The 21,367-nt window shown below is 41.0% G+C and carries 19 protein-coding genes and 4 tRNA genes; 9 read left to right on the top strand and 14 right to left on the bottom strand.

Translation table 11 applies throughout. From position 1 onward, the window contains the following. Nucleotides 1–225 precede the first annotated feature (225 nt). From tcuC to tcuB, 5 genes are all read left to right on the top strand, one after another. A complete protein-coding gene (gene tcuC / locus AWW73_RS08590; RefSeq protein WP_062849404.1) occupies nt 226–1,536 on the top strand; it encodes an MFS transporter in 1,311 nt (436 codons plus the stop codon). A 92-nt stretch (nt 1,537–1,628) separates the two neighbouring features. Next, entirely contained in the window at nt 1,629–2,423 is a 795-nt protein-coding gene (locus AWW73_RS08595; protein ID WP_062849405.1) for a substrate-binding domain-containing protein, read from the top strand. Nucleotides 2,424–2,555: 132 nt separating this feature from the next. Next, a complete protein-coding gene (locus AWW73_RS08600) occupies nt 2,556–3,485 on the top strand; it encodes a LysR family transcriptional regulator (protein ID WP_062849406.1) in 930 nt (309 codons plus the stop codon). A gap of 103 nt (nt 3,486–3,588) precedes the next feature. Further along, nucleotides 3,589–4,995, top strand: coding sequence for an FAD-dependent tricarballylate dehydrogenase TcuA (gene tcuA / locus AWW73_RS08605; protein ID WP_062849407.1), 1,407 nt, complete (start codon nt 3,589–3,591; stop codon nt 4,993–4,995). Further along, on the top strand, nt 4,985–6,118 hold the full coding sequence (gene tcuB, locus AWW73_RS08610) for a tricarballylate utilization 4Fe-4S protein TcuB (RefSeq protein ID WP_062849408.1): 1,134 nt from the start codon (nt 4,985–4,987) through the stop codon (nt 6,116–6,118). Before tcuA ends, tcuB begins: the two co-directional genes overlap by 11 nt. 78 nt (nt 6,119–6,196) lie before the next feature. Here the strand turns inward: tcuB and AWW73_RS08615 are convergent, their stop codons facing one another. Next, complete coding sequence (locus AWW73_RS08615) at nt 6,197–6,730, bottom strand: HPP family protein (protein ID WP_062849409.1); 534 nt, start codon at nt 6,728–6,730, stop codon at nt 6,197–6,199. Between the two features lie 98 nt (nt 6,731–6,828). Between AWW73_RS08615 and AWW73_RS08620 the strand changes: the two genes are divergently transcribed. Then, complete coding sequence (locus AWW73_RS08620) at nt 6,829–7,377, top strand: TetR/AcrR family transcriptional regulator (protein ID WP_062849410.1); 549 nt, start codon at nt 6,829–6,831, stop codon at nt 7,375–7,377. Nucleotides 7,378–7,391: 14 nt separating this feature from the next. Next, nucleotides 7,392–8,051, top strand: coding sequence for a VOC family protein (locus tag AWW73_RS08625; RefSeq protein ID WP_062849411.1), 660 nt, complete (start codon nt 7,392–7,394; stop codon nt 8,049–8,051). 85 nt (nt 8,052–8,136) lie between these two features. Here AWW73_RS08625 and AWW73_RS08630 read toward each other — a convergent pair whose 3' ends face one another. From AWW73_RS08630 to AWW73_RS08640, 3 genes are all read right to left on the bottom strand, one after another. Further along, nucleotides 8,137–9,366 carry a CaiB/BaiF CoA transferase family protein gene (locus AWW73_RS08630; RefSeq protein WP_062849412.1) on the bottom strand — a complete coding sequence of 410 codons (1,230 nt, stop codon included), beginning with the start codon at nt 9,364–9,366 and terminating at the stop codon, nt 8,137–8,139. A 51-nt stretch (nt 9,367–9,417) separates the two neighbouring features. Continuing rightward, nucleotides 9,418–10,740, bottom strand: coding sequence for an MFS transporter (locus AWW73_RS08635; protein ID WP_062849413.1), 1,323 nt, complete (start codon nt 10,738–10,740; stop codon nt 9,418–9,420). A 226-nt stretch (nt 10,741–10,966) separates the two neighbouring features. Beyond that, nucleotides 10,967–12,187, bottom strand: coding sequence for an acyl-CoA dehydrogenase (locus AWW73_RS08640; protein ID WP_062849414.1), 1,221 nt, complete (start codon nt 12,185–12,187; stop codon nt 10,967–10,969). 245 nt (nt 12,188–12,432) lie between these two features. Between AWW73_RS08640 and AWW73_RS08645 the strand changes: the two genes are divergently transcribed. Then, the gene (locus AWW73_RS08645; RefSeq protein WP_062849415.1) at nt 12,433–13,380 is read left to right on the top strand and encodes a LysR substrate-binding domain-containing protein; all 948 of its coding nucleotides are present in this window, start codon (nt 12,433–12,435) and stop codon (nt 13,378–13,380) included. A gap of 104 nt (nt 13,381–13,484) precedes the next feature. Here the strand turns inward: AWW73_RS08645 and AWW73_RS08650 are convergent, their stop codons facing one another. Beyond that, entirely contained in the window at nt 13,485–14,660 is a 1,176-nt protein-coding gene (locus AWW73_RS08650; protein ID WP_062849416.1) for a zinc-binding dehydrogenase, read from the bottom strand. A gap of 401 nt (nt 14,661–15,061) precedes the next feature. Here AWW73_RS08650 and add point away from each other — a divergent pair, with 401 nt between their 5' ends. After that, complete coding sequence (gene add / locus AWW73_RS08655) at nt 15,062–16,057, top strand: adenosine deaminase (RefSeq protein ID WP_062849417.1); 996 nt, start codon at nt 15,062–15,064, stop codon at nt 16,055–16,057. Nucleotides 16,058–16,282: 225 nt separating this feature from the next. Here add and AWW73_RS08660 read toward each other — a convergent pair. From AWW73_RS08660 to AWW73_RS08700, 9 genes are all read right to left on the bottom strand, one after another. After that, nucleotides 16,283–16,359 (bottom strand) — tRNA-Pro (locus AWW73_RS08660). Nucleotides 16,360–16,363: 4 nt separating this feature from the next. Beyond that, nucleotides 16,364–16,439, bottom strand: a tRNA-His gene (locus tag AWW73_RS08665). Nucleotides 16,440–16,472: 33 nt separating this feature from the next. Then, nucleotides 16,473–16,549 (bottom strand) — tRNA-Arg (locus AWW73_RS08670). Nucleotides 16,550–16,605: 56 nt separating this feature from the next. Further along, nucleotides 16,606–16,682: transfer RNA gene (locus AWW73_RS08675), tRNA-Pro, on the bottom strand. Between the two features lie 142 nt (nt 16,683–16,824). Continuing rightward, on the bottom strand, nt 16,825–17,889 hold the full coding sequence (gene nadA / locus AWW73_RS08680) for a quinolinate synthase NadA (protein WP_002115913.1): 1,065 nt from the start codon (nt 17,887–17,889) through the stop codon (nt 16,825–16,827). Between the two features lie 144 nt (nt 17,890–18,033). Next, the gene (gene argJ, locus AWW73_RS08685; protein ID WP_062849418.1) at nt 18,034–19,254 is read right to left on the bottom strand and encodes a bifunctional glutamate N-acetyltransferase/amino-acid acetyltransferase ArgJ; all 1,221 of its coding nucleotides are present in this window, start codon (nt 19,252–19,254) and stop codon (nt 18,034–18,036) included. Nucleotides 19,255–19,387: 133 nt separating this feature from the next. Further along, the gene (locus AWW73_RS08690) at nt 19,388–19,867 is read right to left on the bottom strand and encodes a methylated-DNA--[protein]-cysteine S-methyltransferase (RefSeq protein ID WP_057104786.1); all 480 of its coding nucleotides are present in this window, start codon (nt 19,865–19,867) and stop codon (nt 19,388–19,390) included. Between the two features lie 11 nt (nt 19,868–19,878). Beyond that, nucleotides 19,879–20,199 carry a DMT family transporter gene (locus AWW73_RS08695; protein ID WP_033848158.1) on the bottom strand — a complete coding sequence of 107 codons (321 nt, stop codon included), beginning with the start codon at nt 20,197–20,199 and terminating at the stop codon, nt 19,879–19,881. Between the two features lie 149 nt (nt 20,200–20,348). Beyond that, on the bottom strand, nt 20,349–21,341 hold the full coding sequence (locus AWW73_RS08700; protein WP_062849419.1) for a cation efflux transmembrane domain-containing protein: 993 nt from the start codon (nt 21,339–21,341) through the stop codon (nt 20,349–20,351). Nucleotides 21,342–21,367 lie beyond the last annotated feature (26 nt).

Consider the following 21,367-nt stretch of genomic DNA (forward strand, 5'->3'; position numbering starts at 1 on the left):
CTGTACTGTTTGAGATTACATTTTCTGTCGAATGATAAATAGTTTTCTGTTTATCAAAATATAGATGTGTAGTTTGAACTGGAAACAAGGCATCACATTTTCTCTGAAGGATCTCTTTAAATCTCATCTCTAGCCCATTTGGTCTTGAGATTTATTAAATTCTATTTAAATCCATGCATTGAAGATCGTGAATGTTTCCATTTTGTCAGGCCAAGGAGGTCTCCAATGGATGTCGTGAATAAGCGTAGGGCTACTTTTAAAAAAATATTAAATGTAACGAGTGGCAATTTTTTAGAGCAGTACGATTTTTTTCTTTTCGGTTTCTACGCCACCTATATCGCGGCAAAATTTTTCCACTCTGAAAATGAATATGTCTCTTTAATGATGACATTTACCGTGTTTGCTGCGGGCTTTCTTATGCGTCCTCTCGGGGCTATTTTTTTGGGCGCGTATGTCGATAGAGTTGGTCGTCGTAAAGGCCTCATTGTTACTTTAAGCCTTATGGCAATCGGTACCATCTTAATTACCTTTGTGCCGGGATATGAAACCATAGGTATTATCGCGCCGATCTTGGTGGTGATTGGCCGTCTATTACAAGGCTTCTCGGCAGGTGTTGAATCTGGCGGTGTATCTATTTATCTAGCTGAAATTGCAACAGATAAAAACCGTGGATTTATTACCAGCTGGCAGTCTGGCAGCCAACAAGTTGCCGTTGTATTTGCCGCATTACTTGGTTACGGGCTCAACACCATTTTAACTACTGCTCAAGTAGGTGAATGGGGCTGGCGTATTCCTTTCTTAATTGGTTGTTTGATTATTCCTTTAATCTTCTTGTTCCGTCGTACTTTAGAGGAAACTGAAGACTTTAAAGCGCAAAAGACTCATCCTTCAACAAAAGAAATTTTCAGCACACTGGCGAACAACTGGCGCATCGTACTTGCAGGTATGATGATGAGTGCGATGACTACGACCACTTTCTACTTTATTACGGTTTACACCACAGTGTATGCAAAACGTACTTTAGAAATGTCAGTCACAGATAGTCTTTTAGCAACTGTGTTTGTTGGTTTGTCTAATTTCATATGGTTGCCAATGGGTGGCCTACTTTCAGACAAAATTGGTCGTCGTCCGGTTCTCGTAGGCATTACTACACTTGCGATCTTCACAAGTTATCCAGTTTTAAGCTGGTTAGTCAGCGATATTAGCTTCACGAACCTACTTATTACGCTTGCTTACTTCTCTTTCTTCTTTGGTATGTATAACGGAACCATGGTCGCAACACTTGCCGAAGTGATGCCAAAACGTGTACGTACAGTTGGCTTTTCTTTAGCATTCAGCCTTGCAGCCGCTATTTTTGGCGGTATGACCCCAATGGCTTGCACCTTCCTTGTCGAAAATACAGGCAATGCAAGTACACCAGCTTTGTGGCTCATGCTCGCTGCGGTATGTAGCTTAATCTCAAGCTTATATCTAAGCCGTGGTTCTAAACAGAAGAAAACTGACTCGATTGCTGAAACTGCAAAAATCAGCGCTTAAAACAAAAAACGACTTAACCTGAAATTTTAATGAACAGTACGGCAGATCTTACGTCTCCGTACTGTGTTCTCCTGTCATTAAAGCGAGATACTATGAAAAAGTCCCCTATCTTCATGACCATTTGCCTAGCTGGTGTAGGCTTAGGCTCAACCCTTGCTAACGCAGATACAATCGAAGTGATTAGCTCAGGTGGTTTCTATTCATCTATTGAAAAACTCATTCCATTATTTGAAAAACAAACTGGTCACACTGTTCACCTCTCGTCTGGTTCATCAATGGGTGCATCACCAACTGCAATTCCAAATCGACTTGATCGTGGTGAACGCTTTGATGTGGTGATCTTGGCTGCTCCTGAACTCAACAAGCTCACAGAAAAGGGTTATGTAGACCCTACTTCACAAAGTGCTTTAGTAAATTCAAGCATTGGTATGGCTGTTCCAAAAGGCGCGCCAAAGCCAGATATCAGCTCTGCAGAAAAATTCGAAAAAGTTTTATTAAGTGCCAAGCACATAGGCTATTCAGCAAGTGCGAGCGGTACACATCTTGAAAAAGATGTTTTCCCAAGCTTCCCACCTGTGGAATATAAAATCATTTCAAGCAAGGCTGAAAAAGTAGTCGGTGATCGTGTTGCAAAACGCATTGCTGAAGGTCAGTTTGATATCGGGTTCCAGCAAATTAGTGAAATCAAACCTTTTACCGGCAAATATGGTCAGGTTGAATTAGTTGGCCCAATCCCAGCACCATATCAAAAAGTTACCGTATTTGCTGCTGGTATTGGTAAAGGCTCGGAACATGAAAAAGCCGCAAAAGAGTTAATCAAGTTTGTGAAATCACCTCAAGCCACACATATTATTGAAGAACAGGGTCTTGAGCAGGTTAAACAATAAAAGTCCTAAAAGGCAGCATCTTGAGGTGATGTTGCCTTTTCTCTTTTAGTAGTTCAGTCAGCATAATAGAATAAAATGTTGAGTGATAAACCAGTGTAGAATTAATCCATAAAGGTTAATGTAGTATTTGCCGTGGAACTCAAACAATTAAAGTATTTTATTGCAGTGATCGAGTCAGGAAGCTTGGGGAAAGCTGCAAAAAATCTCGATATTGGAACGTCTGCATTAAGTCAACAAATCTCAAAATTAGAAAGCGAACTTTCTATTCGCCTTTTACAACGCACCGCTCTGGGTACGGTTCCCACCCCTGCGGGTTTAGCTTTTTTTCAACAGGTTCAACTGGCACTTAGGCACTTAGACCATGCAGTAGATTCTGCGCATTCCTCACGTTTAAGTGGTCATGTCACCGTGGGGTTTTCACCCAGTGTTGCAGCGGTTATTGGTACACACTTTTTAAAACTCATGAGAAATCGTTATCCCGATATTAAAGTCCGTTTAATTGAAGGTTTATCGGGTGATCTCAAAGCCTTAGTCAATGCAAGACAGCTCGATGTAGCTATCATCTTTAGTGACGATGTCGACCCACAATGGGCCATACAGCCTTTAGTCAAAGAACAAATGTTTTTAATCTCACCAAAAGAAGTGCTGAGTCAGTACGACCTTGAAAGCTGTATCGATACTCAAACCATTACTCATTCGCAGCTTAAAGAACTTCCTCTTATTTTACCGAGCCAACGACATGGACTGCGTTTATTGCTCGAACAGAAAATTCACCAACTTAAAGTGGCCTATGAAATTGATGGGCTACATTTATTAATGGAAAGCATTAGCCAACTCGAAATGGCAACCATTCAACCCGCAGGTGCATCATTAAACTCACGACAAGACTTATGCCTGCTACGCGTTATAGAACCTGCTATTGAGCGTATTAACTATTTAATCAGTCTCTCTGAAGAAGAGCTCTCACCTGCTACTTTAGCCACTAAAGTAGTAATTCGTGCCTGTGTCACCAACCTGATTAATGAAAGTCGCTGGCCTGGTGCGAAACTCATAAACACTTAAGCGATTAGTATTTATTTTTACTAAACACCTATTCAAGCCTAGCCTCTCACTTCACCTTTCCTTTTAAAGCTACATTAGCCCTAGCTGAGAAAGGGAGAAATCGATGCATGATGTGATTGTAATTGGTGGTGGGAATGCTGCGCTGTGTGCCGCGCTCACAGCAAAAGAAAGTGGCGCTTCTGTGCTTGTCATAGAAGCAGCCCCTACAGAGTGGCGTGGTGGTAACTCACAACACACTCGTAACCTTCGCTGCATGCATGATGCTCCTCAAGACGTATTGGTTGATGCCTACCCCGAAGAAGAATATTGGCAAGACCTACTTAAAGTAACTGCTGGAAAAACCAATGAACACTTAGCGCGTTTGGTCATTCGTAGCACTGCCTCCTGCCGCGACTGGATGCGTAAACATGGTGTGAATTTTCAGCCACCGCTATCGGGTGCTTTGCATGTTGCACGTACCAATGCCTTTTTTATGGGTGGCGGTAAAGCCCTCATTAATGCCTACTACCGTAGCGCCCAAGAACTTGGTATCGAAATTTTATACAACACAAAAATTAAAGAACTAAAGTTAAATCAAGGGCATTTTGAAGCGGCAATTGCTGAAGATGGTCGTGTATTTAAAGCAAAAAGCTGTGTATTGGCCGCAGGTGGTTTTGAATCAAATCTCGAATGGTTAAGAGAAGCATGGGGACAAAATGAAAACGGCGAATGGCCTGCCGATAATTTCATTATCCGTGGAACCCGCTTTAATCAGGGCAACTTACTTAAATTTATGATAGATCAAGGCGCCGATATTATTGGTGACCCATCACAATCACATTGCGTAGCCGTAGATGCACGAGCACCATTATATGACGGCGGTATTTGTACACGTATTGACTGCGTTTCATTGGGAATTGTGGTCAATAACAAAGCCGAGCGTTTTTACGATGAAGGCGAAGATTTCTGGCCAAAACGTTATGCGATTTGGGGACGTCTTGTAGCCAAACAACCTCAGCAAATTGCCTATTCGATTATTGATTCAAAAGCGATTGGTCGCTTTATGCCACCTGTGTTTGCTGGTGTAAAAGCAAATAGCATTCAAGAGTTAGCCGAAAAAATCGGACTAGATGCAAAAACCTTATGCCACACGGTAGAAGAATTTAATCAAGCCTGTGTGCAAGGCACCTTTAACCATACCGTTTTAGATGACTGCACCACCCAAAATATTGTGCCCAACAAAACCCACTGGGCCGTTCCTCTCGATCGCCCACCATTCTATGCCTATGCACTCAAACCCGGCATTACCTTTACCTATTTAGGCTTAAAAGTCGAAGATGATGCTGCGGTACGTTTTAACAATAAAGCAAGCCAAAACCTATTTGTCGCAGGTGAAATGATGGCAGGTAACGTACTCGGTCAGGGTTATACCGCAGGCGTTGGCATGTCGATCGGAACGACGTTTGGACGCATTGCCGGAAAAAATGCAGCCCAGTATGCACTATCACAAGGAGTTGAACATGAATGCTAATAGTAAAGCCTTAATTCCAGTTGTTCAGCTCTCTGATCACGAACAAGAAGTCCAAAGAGCCCTACAGATTTGTAATGCTTGTCGCTACTGTGAATCATTCTGTGCTGTATTTTCGGCTATGACCAAGCGCCTAGAGTTTAACCAAGCCGATATTCATTATATGGCAAACCTCTGCCATAACTGTGGTGCATGTTTACATGCTTGCCAATATGCTCCACCCCACGAATTTGGTGTAAATATTCCAAAAGCGATGGCACAAGTACGTTTAGAAACTTACCAAGAGTTTGCTACACCTCAGCCTCTAGGACGACTTTATAAGTCTGTGGGAATTCCTTTTGTTTCAGTGTTAACCCTTATTTTCTTTTTTTGCATGTTAGCCGTGGTGTGGTACAAAGGCACCGACCTATTTGCAGGTTACCAAGGTAATTTCTATGCAATTTTCCCACATAACTTTTTAGCACTACTGTTTGGATTTACCTTTACGGTTGCAATCATTTTACTACTTATTGGGATCAGCAAATTTTGGCGACAAACTTCTAAAGTTATCCATGGCAAAGTTGAAAAACCCGATCTGGTTCAAGCCACCCAAAATGTATTAACGCTTAAATATTTAGATGGTGGCCATGGCAAAGGTTGTAATGAACAAGATGACCGTTACACACAAATCCGCCGTGTGTTCCATCACCTAACTTTTTATGGCTTTATGCTCTGCTTTGCAGCCACAGGTGTAGCGACGTTATATCACTATTTTCTTGACTTACATGCACCTTATCCTTACCTAAGCTTGCCTGTCATTTTAGGAACTTTGGGTGGAATTGGCTTAGTGATTGGACCATCTGGCTTGCTCTATTTAAATCTTAAACGTCATCCGTTGCATGGTGACCGTGAGCAAAAACCTGTAGATCGAGGCTTTATTTTCCTTCTACTTATCGTTAGCGCTTCAGGGCTAGCACTCATGGCATTTCGCAATACCCCTTACATGGCACTTTTACTGATTTTCCATTTAGCCACGGTCATGACTTTCTTTATTACCATGCCATTTGGAAAGTTCGCACACGGTTTTTACCGCAGTGCGTCTTTACTCAAATTTGCCATCGAAGAACGTATTTCTAAGAAGTCATAATGTCATTCAAAAGTATTCACTATCTTGGCATAGTGAATACTTTTATTATTTTTAAGCTCAAAACACTTCATACCTTCACTACTTTTTACTGTTTAAAATTCCTAAACCATACATCGGCCATTTGGTACTCGCTTTAATATTATTAATCAGCATCGCCACCAAAACTAAAGACACTGCACCGACCAAAGCAGGGAAAATTAAGAAACTCCACTCGTAATGTATGCTGCTTGCAGTGAGTAAAATAACCAAAGGATTGGCCCCAGCAGGTGGATGAACACATTTAAAAACTTGCATGAGTGCTATTGCACAGCCCACTGAAAAAGCAATTGTAAAAATTGAAACACCGATAAATTTTAGAAAAAACAAACCGACAAAAGCCGAGATGAGATGCCCAAATATAATATTTCTGGGCTGTGCCAAAGGTGACTGCGACACGGTATAGAGCAATACACAGGTCGCACCAAACGGTGCCATGATAAAAATATTGTCTGTGAGCTTGCTCAACCACAGAAGTATAAAAATACTGAGCGTACCCCCAACAAGGCTTCTCAAAATCTCAATTTTATTGGGCGAAGGAGCCAGTTTTTCTTTGCCATAAAAGATCGAGAACATGGTTTTATTCCTCTAACAAAAAGTTGCTTTTTAAAAAGCATATAGATAAAATTTCAAATAGTACAGATCTGTACTATTTTATTTTTTGGAAAAGTTTTATGTCAAAATCTGCCTTAAAAATATTAGATACAGCCGAGAAGTTATTTAATGAAAATAGTTTTGTCGGGGTTGGCGTCGACCTGATTCGCGATGAATCCGGCTGCTCTAAAACCACGATGTACACATACTATAAAAATAAAAATCAATTGGTTAAGTCTGTGCTCGTTGCACGTGATGAACGGTTTAAGCAAAGCCTTTTAGGCTATGTGGGAAATGCGACAGGATTAGAGGCCATCAATAAAATTCTGGATTGGCATACCAACTGGTTTAGACAAGATTTTTTTAAGGGCTGTTTATTTGTAAGAGCAGTCGCTGAATCTAACCAAGATGATCAAGACATTATTTCTATTTCTAAAGCCCATAAACAATGGATTAAAGAACTCATTTCGGCAAACTGTAATATGCCCAATGGCGAAACTTTATCTGAGCTGATCTATACGGTGATTGAAGGATTAATTAGCCGCTTTTTAGTCGATGGTTTCGATGAAACACTTGCGATAAACATGAAAAATTATATTAATCAATTATTTAATATTCATAAACTTTAGCATGAGAACTTAAAATGGAAGTGGACCATATTTTTATTTGTGTACAATCAGGCGCTCCCGAAGCTGAAACTTTAAAAAAATTCGGTCTAACAGAAGGTTCATCCAATAAGCACCCAGGTCAAGGTACAGAAAACAGACGCTTTTTCTTTAAAAACAGTTTTATCGAGTTAATCTTTTTAAATAATCAAGAAGAAGCCTCAAGCAATCTCACCAAACCAACTCTGCTTTTTGAACGACTCAGTGCTAAAGATAATATCGCATCCCCTTTTGGAATTTGCTTTAGACCTAAAAATAAAGATGATAACGTCGCAAAATTTCCTAATTGGGTTTATAAGCCAAGCTATTTGCCAACCAACTTAGAAGTAAATGTTGCCAAAGACTCTATTGTATCTGAGCCAATGTGGTTCTTCCTCTCATTTGCTTCACGACCAGATCTAGCCGCAAAAGAAAAACAACAACCTCTTGTGCATAGCAAAGATTTATCAGAAATCACCGCGATTAAGGTTTCCATACCAAACCTAGAACAGCACCCAACTTCATTACTGTTCAATTCGCTTGATAGTTTTGAAGTCATCGATGGATCAGAGCATTTAATGGAAATTAGTTTTGATCATAAGCCTCAAGGAATGATTCATGATTTCAGACCAGAGCTGCCCCTTATTTTTAAATATTAAGAGTCTTATTTTTTAATAAAAAACTGTGATTTATTGCAAATCACAGTTTACATTTAAATTGAATCACATTAAAAACGACCATAGCTTAAGCAATTTTCCCATCAATAATGCCTTTCTCTTTTAACTCAGCTAGCTCTTCTGCTGTTTTAAATCTCGATAAGATTTGAGCCGTATGTTCACCTAGCTCTGGCGGTGCGTGATGATATTCAACTGGAGTATCAGACAGCTTGATTGGTGAGCCAATGGTTTGGAAGTTTTCATTTAAACGATGAGGAATATTGACCACCAAATTGCGATGTACGATTTGTGGTTCATCCAAGGCATCTTCAATAGAGTTGATAACACCTACGGGTACTTTTAAGGCATGAATCATGTCGACCCATTCTTTTGCAGTTTTTTGCAAAAAATGCTCCGACAATAAAGGGATCAGTTCATCTCTATATTTGACTCGATCCTGATTACGCACAAACTTTTCATTTTCGAGTAACTCTGGATAACCAATCGCCATACACAAATCTTTAAACTGTTTGTCATTACCACAAGCAATAATAAATTCTTTATCTTTAGCCTTAAAAGTTTGATACGGCACAATGCTTGGGTGTTGATTACCCATGCGCTGCGGGGCTTTACCCGAAGCTAAATAGTTCATTCCCTGATTTGCCAGTGCTGCGACCTGCACATCTAGCAATGACATATCAATATATTGACCGCACCCCGTGTGCGAGCGTGCAATCAAGGCCGCCTGAATCGCAATGGTTGAATACAATCCAGTTTGAATATCCACAACGGCAACTCCAACTTTTTGTGCGCCGCCACCTGCTACATCATCAGGCTCACCAGTAATACTCATTAAACCAGACATACCTTGAATAATAAAATCATAGCCGGGTTCTTCTGCACGTGGGCCATCTTGCCCAAAACCAGTAATCGAGCAATACACAATGTTCGGGTTCAGCTCACTTAATGATGCATAGTCCAAACCATATTTAGCTAAAGATCCTGTCTTATAGTTTTCAATAACGACATCGGCAGTCTTGGCAATTTCATAAATTAAAGCCTGACCTTCTGACGTCGTAATATCGACCGCAACCGAATATTTATTTCGGTTGGTACACTGAAAATAGCCAGATTCACGGGTCATGTTTCCATCTTGATCGGGCATCCATGGTGGTCCCCACATGCGGGTATCATCACCGACTCGAGGACGTTCAATTTTAATGACTTCTGCGCCAAGATCTGCCAAAATTTGCCCACACCATGGCCCGGCAAGCACACGACTTAAATCTAAAACCCGAATTCCTTGTAATGCACCCATAACGCTACCCTTATCTTTGAGAAGACGCCCAAAGCACCTTCTTATCATTGTTTATGATTGTTTTTGCGGATCGTACTGACGATCTTTAATAAATAAGCCTGGCAATACACCTGCAACAAAATACGCAGCGCCCATCACAATAAAAGCCATGGTAAACGTACCACCCGACGCCAAGAAACCAATGGTAGCTGGTGCAATCGCTGCCCCGACACGACCAATGTTATAAGCACCACCAATGGCTGTTCCGCGCACATCGGTTGAAAAACTTTCAGCCATATAAGTCGCATTTACACCGTATGGAATGCCATATAAGAAGCCAAAGGTGATTAATAGATATAAAATATTGTCAGGGGTATTGAAGAAAATAATGATTGGTAAGAACACGGCGCTGGCAATTGTTCCAAACACAAAAACAGCACGACGGTTAAATTTGTCTGCAAGATAACCCGCTAAAATTTTTCCTAAAATCATTGCAGTATATGAACCCACCATATAACTGGTTAAGTTTTTAAAGTTCATATGCACTTCTGTTTCTAAATAACTTGGCATCCAGTTGTTAATGCCGTAATAACCAAATTGTAAGAAGAATGCTGTGGTCATCCATAGCAAAAACATCTTGCGGTGTTTAAAGTTATTAAAAATTTGCTTATAAATGCTGCTACTTTTCGGCTTTTCAGCCGCCACTCTTTCTTTAGGTTGTCTGTTGCCTTGCAAGCTTTCAATTTTGGTGAGCTGCCAAGATTTTGGTTCTGGCACAAATCGTTGTAGAAAAATATTTACAAAAGCAGGCACCACGGTCAGGAAGAACAAAACACGCCAGCCATGATCTGGAATAATTGCGCCAGCTAATAACGTCGCAGCAATATAACCTACGGTCTGACCCGTCTGTAGCGTGCCCAGGACCGTTGTCCGGTACGTGGTTGGTACATATTCAGCCATTAAGGTATTACAAGCCATATAGAGTGCTCCAATACCCAAAGCACCAATAAAACGTAAAGCCATAAACTGCTCGAAGCTTTGCGTAAAGCCTAATAAACAGGTCGCTACCGAAAAAAAGGTTACCGAGTTGGCAATGGTTCGTACGCGACCAAACTTGTCACATGCCCAACCACCCAAAATTCCGCCAATACCCATACCTGCTAAAGAAGCACTACCTAAGGCACCCGCTTGAAAGGTACTTAAACCAAACTCTGCCTTTAAACTGGTCAAGCTGTAAGACAGCAGCATAATATCAATGCCATCGACCACCATTGCAAAATAGGCAAATAACAACGCCCATTTCCATGTATTTGGTCCAATCTTTTCATATGTTCCAAGGTTACTTGGAAATGTGGTTCTTAACTCTTTCGATATTACTTGAACGTCATTGTTCATCTTTAGTTCCTCATTTTCCCAAATGAGTCATCGGTAGCCTACTTATGTTTTCTGTATGACTTAATCTTCTATATTTTCATCATTTTACATTTGGTTTTAAGTACACAGAGGCACATCTTTACATGAGTATCCTTACGATGAATCTTGTCATTTTCCATAAATTTTTGCGTAAAAATCCCTAAAGGTGCTCTCGAAAGAACACCTCGATCTTTTAAAAATAAATGAGTTAGTTACTAAATGCGGCAATGCCTGTTTGCGCACGGCCTAAAATTAAAGCATGAACGTCATGTGTACCTTCATAGGTATTTACGACTTCAAGGTTAACCAAATGACGTGCTACGCCAAACTCGTCACTAATGCCGTTTCCACCCATCATGTCACGTGCCATACGAGCAATATCAAGCGCCTTTCCACAATTGTTGCGCTTGATTAGAGATGTACCCTCAACTGAGGCAATGCCTTCATCTTTCATACGGCCAAAACGTAAAGCTACTTGCAAGCCTAATGCAATTTCAGTTTGCATATCTGCCAGTTTCTTTTGAATTAACTGATTTGCAGCCAACGGACGGCCAAATTGTTTGCGGTCCATGGTGTATTGATGTGCAGTATGCCAGCAGAACTCGGCAGCTCCCATTGCGCCCCATGCAATACCATAACGGGCACTGTTCAAACAGGTAAATGGGCCTTTTAAACCGCGAATTTCAGGGAATGCATTCTCTTCAGGTACAAATACGTTATCCATTACAATTTCACCTGTAATCGATGCACGTAAACCAACCTTGCCATGAATGGCTGGTGCAGATAAACCTTCCCAGCCCTTTTCTAAAATGAAGCCTCGAATATCACCCACATTACCTTCAGCAGAAACTTCTTTTGCCCAGACGACAAATACGTCAGCAATTGGGCTATTGGTAATCCACATTTTTGCGCCAGTTAAACGATAACCACCGTCAACTTTTTTAGCACGGGTAATCATACTGCCCGGGTCTGAACCATGGTCTGGTTCAGTCAAACCAAAACAACCAATGTATTCACCTGTAGCTAGCTTAGGTAAGTACTTCTGCTTTTGTTCTTCGGTACCAAATTCATGAATCGGAACCATGACCAATGAGCTTTGCACACTCGCCATAGAGCGATAGCCTGAATCGACATATTCAATTTCACGCGCAACCAGACCATAACTCACATAGTTCAAACCCGCGCCGCCATATTGCTCAGGGATGGTTGGACCTAGTAAGCCAAGCTCTCCCATTTCACGAAAAATAGATGGATCTGTTTTTTCATGACGGAATTGTTCAAGTACACGGGGTTGCAAGCGTTCTTGGCAATAGGCATGAGCCGCATCACGAATCATGCGCTCATCTGGGCTAAGCTGCTGCTCAATTAAAAATGGGTCTTGCCAGTTAAATTGAACTTTTGCTTTTTTTGTTGTCACCATGTGATTCATCGCATCCTCTGCTTGATTTGATCTTCTTTATTTAACTCGATGTTATGCGTGAAAAATGCAGTAATCAAACGATAAATGTTCATGCAGATATGCAACTTACGCATATTTAAAATGAGTCACGTTAAATTTAACTATTTAATTCGTTGTATTTCATTAAAAATGGCTTATTTTTATACTAAACTTTGATATCTGCATTTAGGTCATATGCTGTTTTGAAATATGACGACAAATAAAAGGATTTATTTATGCGAAGAAGTATCCCGTCCATTCAGGGCCTGATTTGCTTTGAAAGTGCAGCAAAACATCTAAGTTATACCTATGCTGCCCAAGAGCTATGCATTACTCAAAGTGCAGTTTCGCGCCAAATTCAGCAGTTAGAAGATTTCTTGGGTGTCGAACTTTTTATACGTACTCGGCATGGCGTCGAGCTGACCATTGCAGGTCAGCAGTATTTTAAAAGCATTAAGCCCTATTTATTAGGTTTAGAAAAATGTACGGCCGATGTGATTTCTCACAAAGGTTTAGGCGGAACATTAAAGTTAGGTGTGGTTCCTACCTTTGCAACGCGCTGGCTGTTACCTAAACTTCATCTTTTAAATCAAAAGTATCCTGAAATTACCGTTCATTTAGAAACCAGTACCAAGCCCTTTTTATTTAATGACAATATTTTTGATGCCGCTATTTTTGCAGGTACGCAGCAACAAATTAACCATTGGCCCGGCATACAAGCACACTATTTAATGGATGAAGAAATTGTACCTGTGTGCTCACCAAGACTCATCGAAAAGTATTTTCCATATGCGGTAATGATTAATGAAAATACCTATGATCTAAGCTCGGAAGATTTGCTGAAAATTCCCCTACTACAACAAACCACTCGACCTAGCATTTGGCAAGAATGGTTTCTGACTCATCACATGCAGCACCCTAAACCTTTTGATGGTCAGCGCCATGAGTTATTTTCAATGCTTGCTGTGGCTGCTAGCCATGACATGGGAATGGCTTTAATTCCGCAAATGTTGATTGAATCTGAACTACAAAAGAAGGAACTGGTGATTGTTTCCAATAAGAAACTAAAAGGTAGCCGAAAATACTATCTCATCCACTCAAGCCAAGACATCTCACCAACCATTCAGAAATTTGTTGAGTGGATTTACCAAGAACTAGAACAACTAAAGACCAATACAAATTAGCCCACCGAGTTTGATTTATGCCATATATTGCGTTCTATACGCATAAAAAAAGATTGTGATTGATGAAGATCACAACCTTTTAGTTAAACGTAAATAACTTTGAATTAATGACTCATCAATTGAATATCTGAACCACTACGTTTCGGGTCAATCAAGATTTTGGCATGCTGCTCAGGGTCACGTAATGCTTCAAATGCATTGGTAACACCTTCTAAGCCGACAACACCAGTAATGAGCGGTGAGCAGTTCACTTTACCTTCTGCAATCATATGCAGCGCATCTCTAAACTCAAGCGGTGTATAACCCAACACAAACTGAATTTCTAACTCTTTATTAATCGCAAGTGCGGGTTCGATTTTGTCACTTTGCATGCACACACCCACCCCGACAATTCGGGAAAATAAAGGTGCACCTTCAATAATTTGCTGCAAAACACCTGGTACGCCCACACACTCAAAAATAACAGGACGTTTTGGCAGAGCACCTAACTTATCAATCATGCGCCATCCATGCCACCAAGGTAAGCGTGTTGCTTGCAACTTATCAAACAGCCCCATGCCCATGTTAATGGCATCAGAAACATTGCCAAGCAAACCAAACTCTTTCCAGTTGGCAAATGGCGATGTCGCTTTAGGATCTACCACAATATCGGCACCGCATTGCTCAGCAAGCTTACGTCGGTTTGGTGAAAAGTCGCTGGCAACTACAGTTTTAACCCCAGCTGCTTTAAGCATTAATATGACACCTAGCCCAACAGGACCACAGCCAATCACAATCGCAGGTTCACCAGTTTTCACACGGCTACGGCGAACGGCATGCAATGCAACCGCCATAGGTTCAGTCATGGCAGCACTATCTGCATCTAAGCCGTTGGGTACTTCAAACATCAAGCTCGACTGAGCCAGTACTTGCTCGGCATAACCACCAGATGCATTTGGAGAAAGCCCTGTAGATAAGTAACCATGCTGATCTACATTTAAAAGCGGCATTGCACAAACGAGTGTATCGGCTTTAAATTTGTGGCGTGTTTTTGGGCCATATTCTAAAACCTTGCCGCAAAACTCATGTCCCAATACAAACGGATCTGTAGACTTGGCTAAACCATGAAACCCGACACGTGCAGCCAAATCATGCATGTGGTCGCAGTGGTGCTGCATATGTAAATCTGAACCACAGATCCCGCATCGCACCACTTCCAATAAAACCTGCCCTTTTGCAGGCGTTAAGTTCGGTTGGTCCACGACTTGCAATGTTGCTTGATGACAAAGTACCGACTTCATTTGAGTGCTTCCTATTTCTTCTTTTTCATTTACTTGCCAGAAATAGATTTCTACAGATAAATTAATCGCTTTATCAGTTTGGTCTTTAGCAAGCCTTTATTCATCTTTACAAGTAAAAGGCAAAATACCAATGACCATTCTTCAGCCAATCCACTCTTGAAGAGTCAACAAAAACAGGCTCAGCGAAATTAAAAACAATAAAAATCTTGGTGCTTGTATCTTACACAGACTGCGTTGTCTTCTTAGGCCAGAACAATGTCATCAAAATTAAAACTTATACAAATATAGTAAGTTCAAAAAACTCAACTCAAAGCTTTTCACAAAAACATAGCAAAACCAAACTTTTATCAGCAGTCTTAAACAGGCATGATGAATTAATACAAACAGATAAGAAGAGATTTATGATTACAAAAACGCTTCCACTTACAGATATACACCGTCATCTTGATGGCAACATTCGCATTCAAACTATTTTAGATCTGGGGCAACAATACCATTTAGATTTACCTGCCTACGACATTGAAACGTTACGACCACACGTACAAGTGATGGATAACCAACCTGACTTATTAAGTTTCTTATCAAAGCTCGATTGGGGTGTAAAAGTATTAGCGAGTTTAGACGCCTGCAAACGTATTTCTTTTGAAAACATGCAAGATGCAGCACAACAAGGCCTAGACTATGTAGAGCTGCGTTTTTCACCGGGTTATATGGGAATGACACATCAACTTCCCCTTGAAGGTGTTGTTGAAGCAGTTATTGCTGGTGTGAAAGAAGGCAGTCAAGCTTACGGGGTAAAAGCGAATTTAATTGGCATTATGAGTCGTACTTTTGGCCAAGAAGCCTGCGAAAAAGAATTAAATGCCCTACTTGCCTATAAAAATGATATTAAAGCATTGGATCTCGCTGGAGATGAGCTTGGTTTTCCGGGCAATTTATTTATTGATCACTTTAAAAAAGCACGCGATGCAGGTTGGCACATTACGGTACATGCAGGCGAGGCGGCTGGCCCAGAAAGTATTTGGCAAGCCATTGAAGAATTAGGTGCTGAACGAATTGGACATGGTGTTAAAGCAGTTCAGGATTTAAAACTTTTAGATTATTTGGCAAAACACCAGATTGGTATTGAATCTTGTCTCACCTCAAATATTCAAACTAACACAGTGCCTTCTTTAGCAGAGCACCCATTAAAGACATTTTTAGAACATGGTGTGCTTGCCACTATTAATACAGATGACCCTGCGGTAGAAGGCATTGAAATACAGCATGAATATTTAACTGTTGCCCCATTAGCAGGTTTAAGTCCTGAGCAAATTTATACAGCTCAAGAAAATGGACTAAAGGTCGCATTTTTATCAGAACAAGAAAAAGATGAGTTAAGGCAGAAATATCAATAACAGAGAACAGAGAACAGAGAACAGAGAACAGAGAACAGAGAACAGAGAACAGAGAACAGAGAACAGAGAACAGAGAACAGAGCTTATATAAAGAAGTTCAAAGATTGGAGTATGTATGAATTAAAATTTCAAACTAGAAAACAAAAAAATTCCTTCTATCTGTAAGACTAGAAGAAATGATTTTAATATTTGGGATATTTTAGAAAGCTTGAACGCTTTTAAATATGGTCGGAGCAGTAGGATTCGAACCTACGACCCCCTGGTCCCAAACCAGGTGCACTACCAGGCTGTGCTATGCTCCGAAATTGGGGTGAATGACGGGATTCGAACCCGCGACAACTGGAATCACAATCCAGGGCTCTACCAACTGAGCTACATCCACCATCAAATAAGTTCTATGTACCAAGCTACCGAATGGCGCGCCTGACAGGATTCGAACCTGTGACCATCCGCTTAGAAGGCGGATGCTCTATCCAACTGAGCTACAGGCGCTTAACCGATGATACTTATCATGCGATACTTCGCCGATCTTAAAATATTATTTTAAGTGGTCGGAGCAGTAGGATTCGAACCTACGACCCCCTGGTCCCAAACCAGGTGCACTACCAGGCTGTGCTATGCTCCGATCTATCTCAGCTTTTGCTGTATCGCACATCGTGCGGTACGGTGTGCATTCTAGGCGCGACGCCCTCAGACGTCAACACCTATTCTCAAAAAAAGTTAAAAATCCTTATCAAATGTATATTTAACAAGCATTTTGAGGTTTTTTAACGTTTTAACGATGCGCTAAAGGCTAACATTCGATCTAAAGGCATTTTGGCACGTTCAGCAAGCGCTGGATCAACGTGTATTTCCTGATCACCTTTTTGTAAAACTTCTAAAATTCCGTCGAGTTCATTCATTGCCATCCACGGACAGTGAGCACATGAACGACAAGTTGCTCCCTCACCCGCTGTGGGTGCCTCAACTAAAATCTTATTAGGCACCGCTTGCTGCATTTTGTAGAAAATACCGCGGTCTGTTGCCACAATGAGTCTTTCATTTGGCAGAGTCTGTGCAGCTTTAATCAGCTGAGAAGTACTACCTACCGCATCTGCAATTTCTACCACCGACTCTGGTGACTCCGGATGTACTAATACCGCAGCGTCTGGGTATAGTGCTTTCATGTTGGCAATGCCACGTGCACGGAATTCTTCATGCACAATACATGCGCCATCCCAAAGCAACATATCTGCACCAGTTTTCTTTTGAATATAGCGACCTAAGTGCTGATCTGGTGCCCAAATAATTTTTTCGCCTAAGCTATCTAGATGCTCAACAATTTCTACAGCACAGCTTGAAGTTACCACCCAATCTGCACGTGCCTTAACAGCAGCCGATGTATTGGCATAAACAACTACGGTGTGGTCTGGGTGCTGATCACAAAATGCTGTGAACTCGTCAACTGGACAGCCCAAGTCGAGTGAACAGGTTGCTTCAAGTGTCGGCATTAAAATTGTTTTTTCAGGAGACAGAATTTTAGCTGTTTCTCCCATAAATTTTACACCCGCAACTACTAGTGTTGAGGCAGCATGATCTCGTCCGAAACGGGCCATTTCTAAAGAGTCAGAAACGCATCCACCTGTTTTTTCGGCAAGCTCCTGTACTTCAGGGTCGCAATAGTAATGAGCAACAAGGACAGCATCACGTTTTTTGAGCTCTGCTTCGATCTGTGCAAACTTTTGTTGTTTTGCTTCTTCACTTAAGCGATTGTCTTTTGGCTCACCTAAACGGTCTAAATGCGCTTGTACAATGTTTTTTGCATCGTTGGCAATTAAAGTCGCATCACTCATAAAACGTCTTCTCTATCCTTCATGCTGGCATACCTGCTCGCATATAACGTTACTGCTTAAATGATTTATGGATTGAATCATTTAATATCAAAAGATGGGGCTAATAAAAAAGCCTCTTTGTCGAGGCTTGATTATAACTGATATTTAAGAACGGTAATCAGCATTAATTTTGACATAGTCGTAAGATAAGTCACAGGTATATACCGTGTCTTTGGCCTGACCACGCCCTAAATCAACACGAATGGTAATTTCGGTTTGAGCCATAACACGCGCGCCCGCCTCTTCGGTATAGTCCTCAGCTGCGCCGCCGTCTTTACAGATTTGTACGTCATCTAACCATACTTGAATTTTAGACACATCTAAGTCTTTAACTCCTGCATAGCCAATCGCAGCTAAAATACGTCCCCAGTTCGGGTCCGACGCAAAAAGTGCAGTTTTAACAAGTGGGGAATGCGCAATGCTATAAGCAATGTCACAACATTCTTGAGTATTCGCGCCGCCTTCTACAGCAACAGTAATAAATTTCGTCGCACCTTCACCATCACGGACAATTAACTGTGCTAAACGATTCATTACACGAGCAAGTATTTCTAACACTTTAGTGTAGCGTACATCGCTGTCCGATGTAATTTCAGCCCCGCCTGCCTGTCCTGTTGCTACGAAAATACAAGAGTCATTTGTTGAGGTATCACCATCAATCGTAATACGGTTAAATGAATGCTCAACGGTGGTCTTTAATAGCTTTTGTACTAAATCACGGCGAATAGGTGCGTCTGTTGCCACAAAGCTCAACATGGTTGCCATGTTCGGGCGAATCATTCCAGCGCCTTTACTAATACCTGTCATGGTATAAGTAATGCCATCAAGCTCAAATTGTTCCGATGCGCCTTTAGGCACTGTGTCTGTCGTCATAATGCCAGATGCAGCATCATTCCAAGCCATGTCTTGCAAAGTATTTAACGCCGGCTGCAATCCAGCAAGTAAACGCTCCATTGGAAGCTGCTCACCAATCACACCCGTAGAAAATGGAAGAACTTCAAAACTGTTTACTCCAGTAAGCTCCGCTAACTTCGCGCAAGTATCCTGAGCGTTTTTCAAACCCGTAGGTCCAGTTCCCGCATTGGCATTACCCGTATTAATCACTAAATAACGAGGATTACCTTCGGCAAGATGGGCTTTAGAAACATGAACAGGCGCTGCACAAAATGCATTTTGAGTAAATACACCAGCAACATTTGAACCTTCTGCAAACTCAAAAATGACTAAATCTCGTCGGTTTTGGTAACGTACATATGCTTCTGTTGAGCCAATTTTTACACCTTTTACCACATGCATTTGTGGCATTGTTACGTCACCGACAGCCATTTTTAGAACATCCAAAGTTTGTTGAATAAGAACAATATTTCAAAAAAAGCAATGCAGCAAAGCACCGACCTTATGAAATATCATAGTTGACAGCTTAGTAGAAAAGTCTAAAAAAATCGAGCGCAAAAACGGTTCATTGTTGCTCTAGTTTTAATAAAATATCTTTCTTATCAAGCCCGCCAGCAAAACCCACTAAAGCACCACCCGCACCAATGACTCGGTGACAAGGTGCAATAATTGAAATCGGGTTTTTGCCATTTGCAGCACCCACTGCTCGCACTGCTTTTTCATTTCCGATCTGAACGGCAATATCTTTATAACTTCTTGTTTCACCATAAGGGATGGTCAGTAAAGCAGACCAGACCAGCTTTTGAAATGTGGTTCCTTCGAAATCTAGTGGCAATGTAAACTCACGGCGTTTACCTTCAAAATATTCTTCTAATTGTTGTTCGGTCTTTAATAAAACGGGATGTTCAAGTTGTTCGACCAGCTCGGCCAGCCGAACACGTTTTGGATTTTCATTGTCCCAAAGTACTGCCACCAAAGCATTTTCATTCGCAACTAGCTTTAATTGCCCAACAGGCGAATTGATATACTTATAAGACAGCAACATAGTTTATTCTCTTAGGACGGCGATGAAATTTTCATTAAAACTAAACCTGACACAATTAATACAGCGGCAATCATTCTCATAGCGCCAACAGGCTCATGAAGAAAGAAAATACCGACTAGAAATGACCCAATTGCGCCAATTCCTGTCCAAACCGTATAGGCAGTGCCAAGGGGTAACGTTTTCATGGAAATTGAAAGTAGAATTACACTCAAAATCATAAAAACTACGGTAATAATACTAGGGGTTAAACGGGTAAAACCTTCGGACATTTTCATAGAATATGCCCAAATGATTTCGAATACACCTGCTAAAATTAAAATAGCCCAAGCCATAACATTCACTAATTTTTATAGCGTCAGGTCGTCCCGACATGATGACCCATTATGGGGGAGGTCGTTCCTCCTTTATGTAAGAACTCAGTTTACTTTAAAATAAAAAATGAAGGCAAACCCTACTCGAAGTAAACCTGTCTTAGAGAATCTTATTCATTTTTTAACTGTAAAATTTTTCGTGCACCATTTAAAACAAATAAAACAATAATCAATCCAATAATCAAATCGGGATAACGAGAGCCTGTCATGGCAACCAATATTCCCGCGACAATCACACCCAAGTTTACGATGACATCATTTGCAGAAAAGATATAACTCGCCTTCATATGTGCCCCGCTCTCCTTATGGTCTCTCATTAAATAAAGACAACTAATGTTGGCCGCAAGAGCTAATCCGCCAATTAAAATCATGAGAATTGAAACAGGTTCACTGCCGTAAATAAAACGGCGCAGTACATCAACTAACACAACCATGGCTAAAGCGAACTGAAACCATCCAGAAAGATGCGCAGCCTTTAATTGTGCATTTAGATTTTTACCTACCACAAATAAAGCAATGCCATAAATTGCAGCATCGGCAAACATATCAAGTGAGTCAGCAATTAAACCTGTCGATGAAGCAATAATGCCTGCCATCAACTCAATGACAAACATGACGCCATTAATCAGCAACAACCATTGTAAAACTTGCTTTTGTGCTGCATTTGAAGAACTGGCTCGTACCTTTTTTGGTTTTTCAACGGGTTCATAATGTGGCTGTGTTTGTTGTAGTTCGGCCCCTAGTCCTAAACGCTGTAGACTTTGAGTAATCATTTCAGCTTGAACACTGTGATAAATCGCCAAATGTCGTGCTGGCAAGTCAAAATGAAGCTCTTGGATATCATCAGCGTAAGAGGCCAAAGCCATCCTCACCATTTGCTCTTCGGCTGCACAATCCATACGAGGAATATGATAATAACTTACCCATTGACTCTTTTTAGTCACAGGTTCACTAGGAGTGGAATACTCCTGTGACGGTGCGCTTGAGCACCCGCAGCTAGAACTAGTTTTACTTAAATGTATTTGATTCTGTTGTTTTTCTAAAGCCATCTGTGCACCATAACTGACACAAAAAACAATGCCATTAGTATAAACCAATGGCATGTCATTAAGCTTAATTTTTGTTCGGC

Origin of the sequence: Acinetobacter lactucae (genome assembly GCF_001605885.1) — a bacterium.
In the GTDB taxonomy this organism is placed as follows: domain Bacteria; phylum Pseudomonadota; class Gammaproteobacteria; order Pseudomonadales; family Moraxellaceae; genus Acinetobacter; species Acinetobacter lactucae.

Bases quoted from the DNA above. Each gene is read 5' to 3' on its own strand.
- AWW73_RS08635 (WP_062849413.1), bottom strand. From the start codon at position 10,740: ATGAACAATGACGTTCAAGTAATATCGAAAGAGTTAAGAACCACATTT.
- tcuB (WP_062849408.1), top strand. From the start codon at position 4,985: ATGAATGCTAATAGTAAAGCCTTAATTCCAGTTGTTCAGCTCTCTGAT.
- AWW73_RS08690 (WP_057104786.1), bottom strand. From the start codon at position 19,867: ATGTTGCTGTCTTATAAGTATATCAATTCGCCTGTTGGGCAATTAAAG.
- tcuC (WP_062849404.1), top strand. From the start codon at position 226: ATGGATGTCGTGAATAAGCGTAGGGCTACTTTTAAAAAAATATTAAAT.
- AWW73_RS08645 (WP_062849415.1), top strand. From the start codon at position 12,433: ATGCGAAGAAGTATCCCGTCCATTCAGGGCCTGATTTGCTTTGAAAGT.
- nadA (WP_002115913.1), bottom strand. From the start codon at position 17,889: ATGAGTGATGCGACTTTAATTGCCAACGATGCAAAAAACATTGTACAA.
- AWW73_RS08695 (WP_033848158.1), bottom strand. From the start codon at position 20,199: ATGGCTTGGGCTATTTTAATTTTAGCAGGTGTATTCGAAATCATTTGG.
- AWW73_RS08615 (WP_062849409.1), bottom strand. From the start codon at position 6,730: ATGTTCTCGATCTTTTATGGCAAAGAAAAACTGGCTCCTTCGCCCAAT.
- AWW73_RS08625 (WP_062849411.1), top strand. From the start codon at position 7,392: ATGGAAGTGGACCATATTTTTATTTGTGTACAATCAGGCGCTCCCGAA.
- add (WP_062849417.1), top strand. From the start codon at position 15,062: ATGATTACAAAAACGCTTCCACTTACAGATATACACCGTCATCTTGAT.
- AWW73_RS08700 (WP_062849419.1), bottom strand. From the start codon at position 21,341: ATGCCATTGGTTTATACTAATGGCATTGTTTTTTGTGTCAGTTATGGT.
- AWW73_RS08620 (WP_062849410.1), top strand. From the start codon at position 6,829: ATGTCAAAATCTGCCTTAAAAATATTAGATACAGCCGAGAAGTTATTT.
- argJ (WP_062849418.1), bottom strand. From the start codon at position 19,254: ATGGCTGTCGGTGACGTAACAATGCCACAAATGCATGTGGTAAAAGGT.
- tcuA (WP_062849407.1), top strand. From the start codon at position 3,589: ATGCATGATGTGATTGTAATTGGTGGTGGGAATGCTGCGCTGTGTGCC.
- AWW73_RS08595 (WP_062849405.1), top strand. From the start codon at position 1,629: ATGAAAAAGTCCCCTATCTTCATGACCATTTGCCTAGCTGGTGTAGGC.
- AWW73_RS08640 (WP_062849414.1), bottom strand. From the start codon at position 12,187: ATGAATCACATGGTGACAACAAAAAAAGCAAAAGTTCAATTTAACTGG.
- AWW73_RS08650 (WP_062849416.1), bottom strand. From the start codon at position 14,660: ATGAAGTCGGTACTTTGTCATCAAGCAACATTGCAAGTCGTGGACCAA.
- AWW73_RS08630 (WP_062849412.1), bottom strand. From the start codon at position 9,366: ATGGGTGCATTACAAGGAATTCGGGTTTTAGATTTAAGTCGTGTGCTT.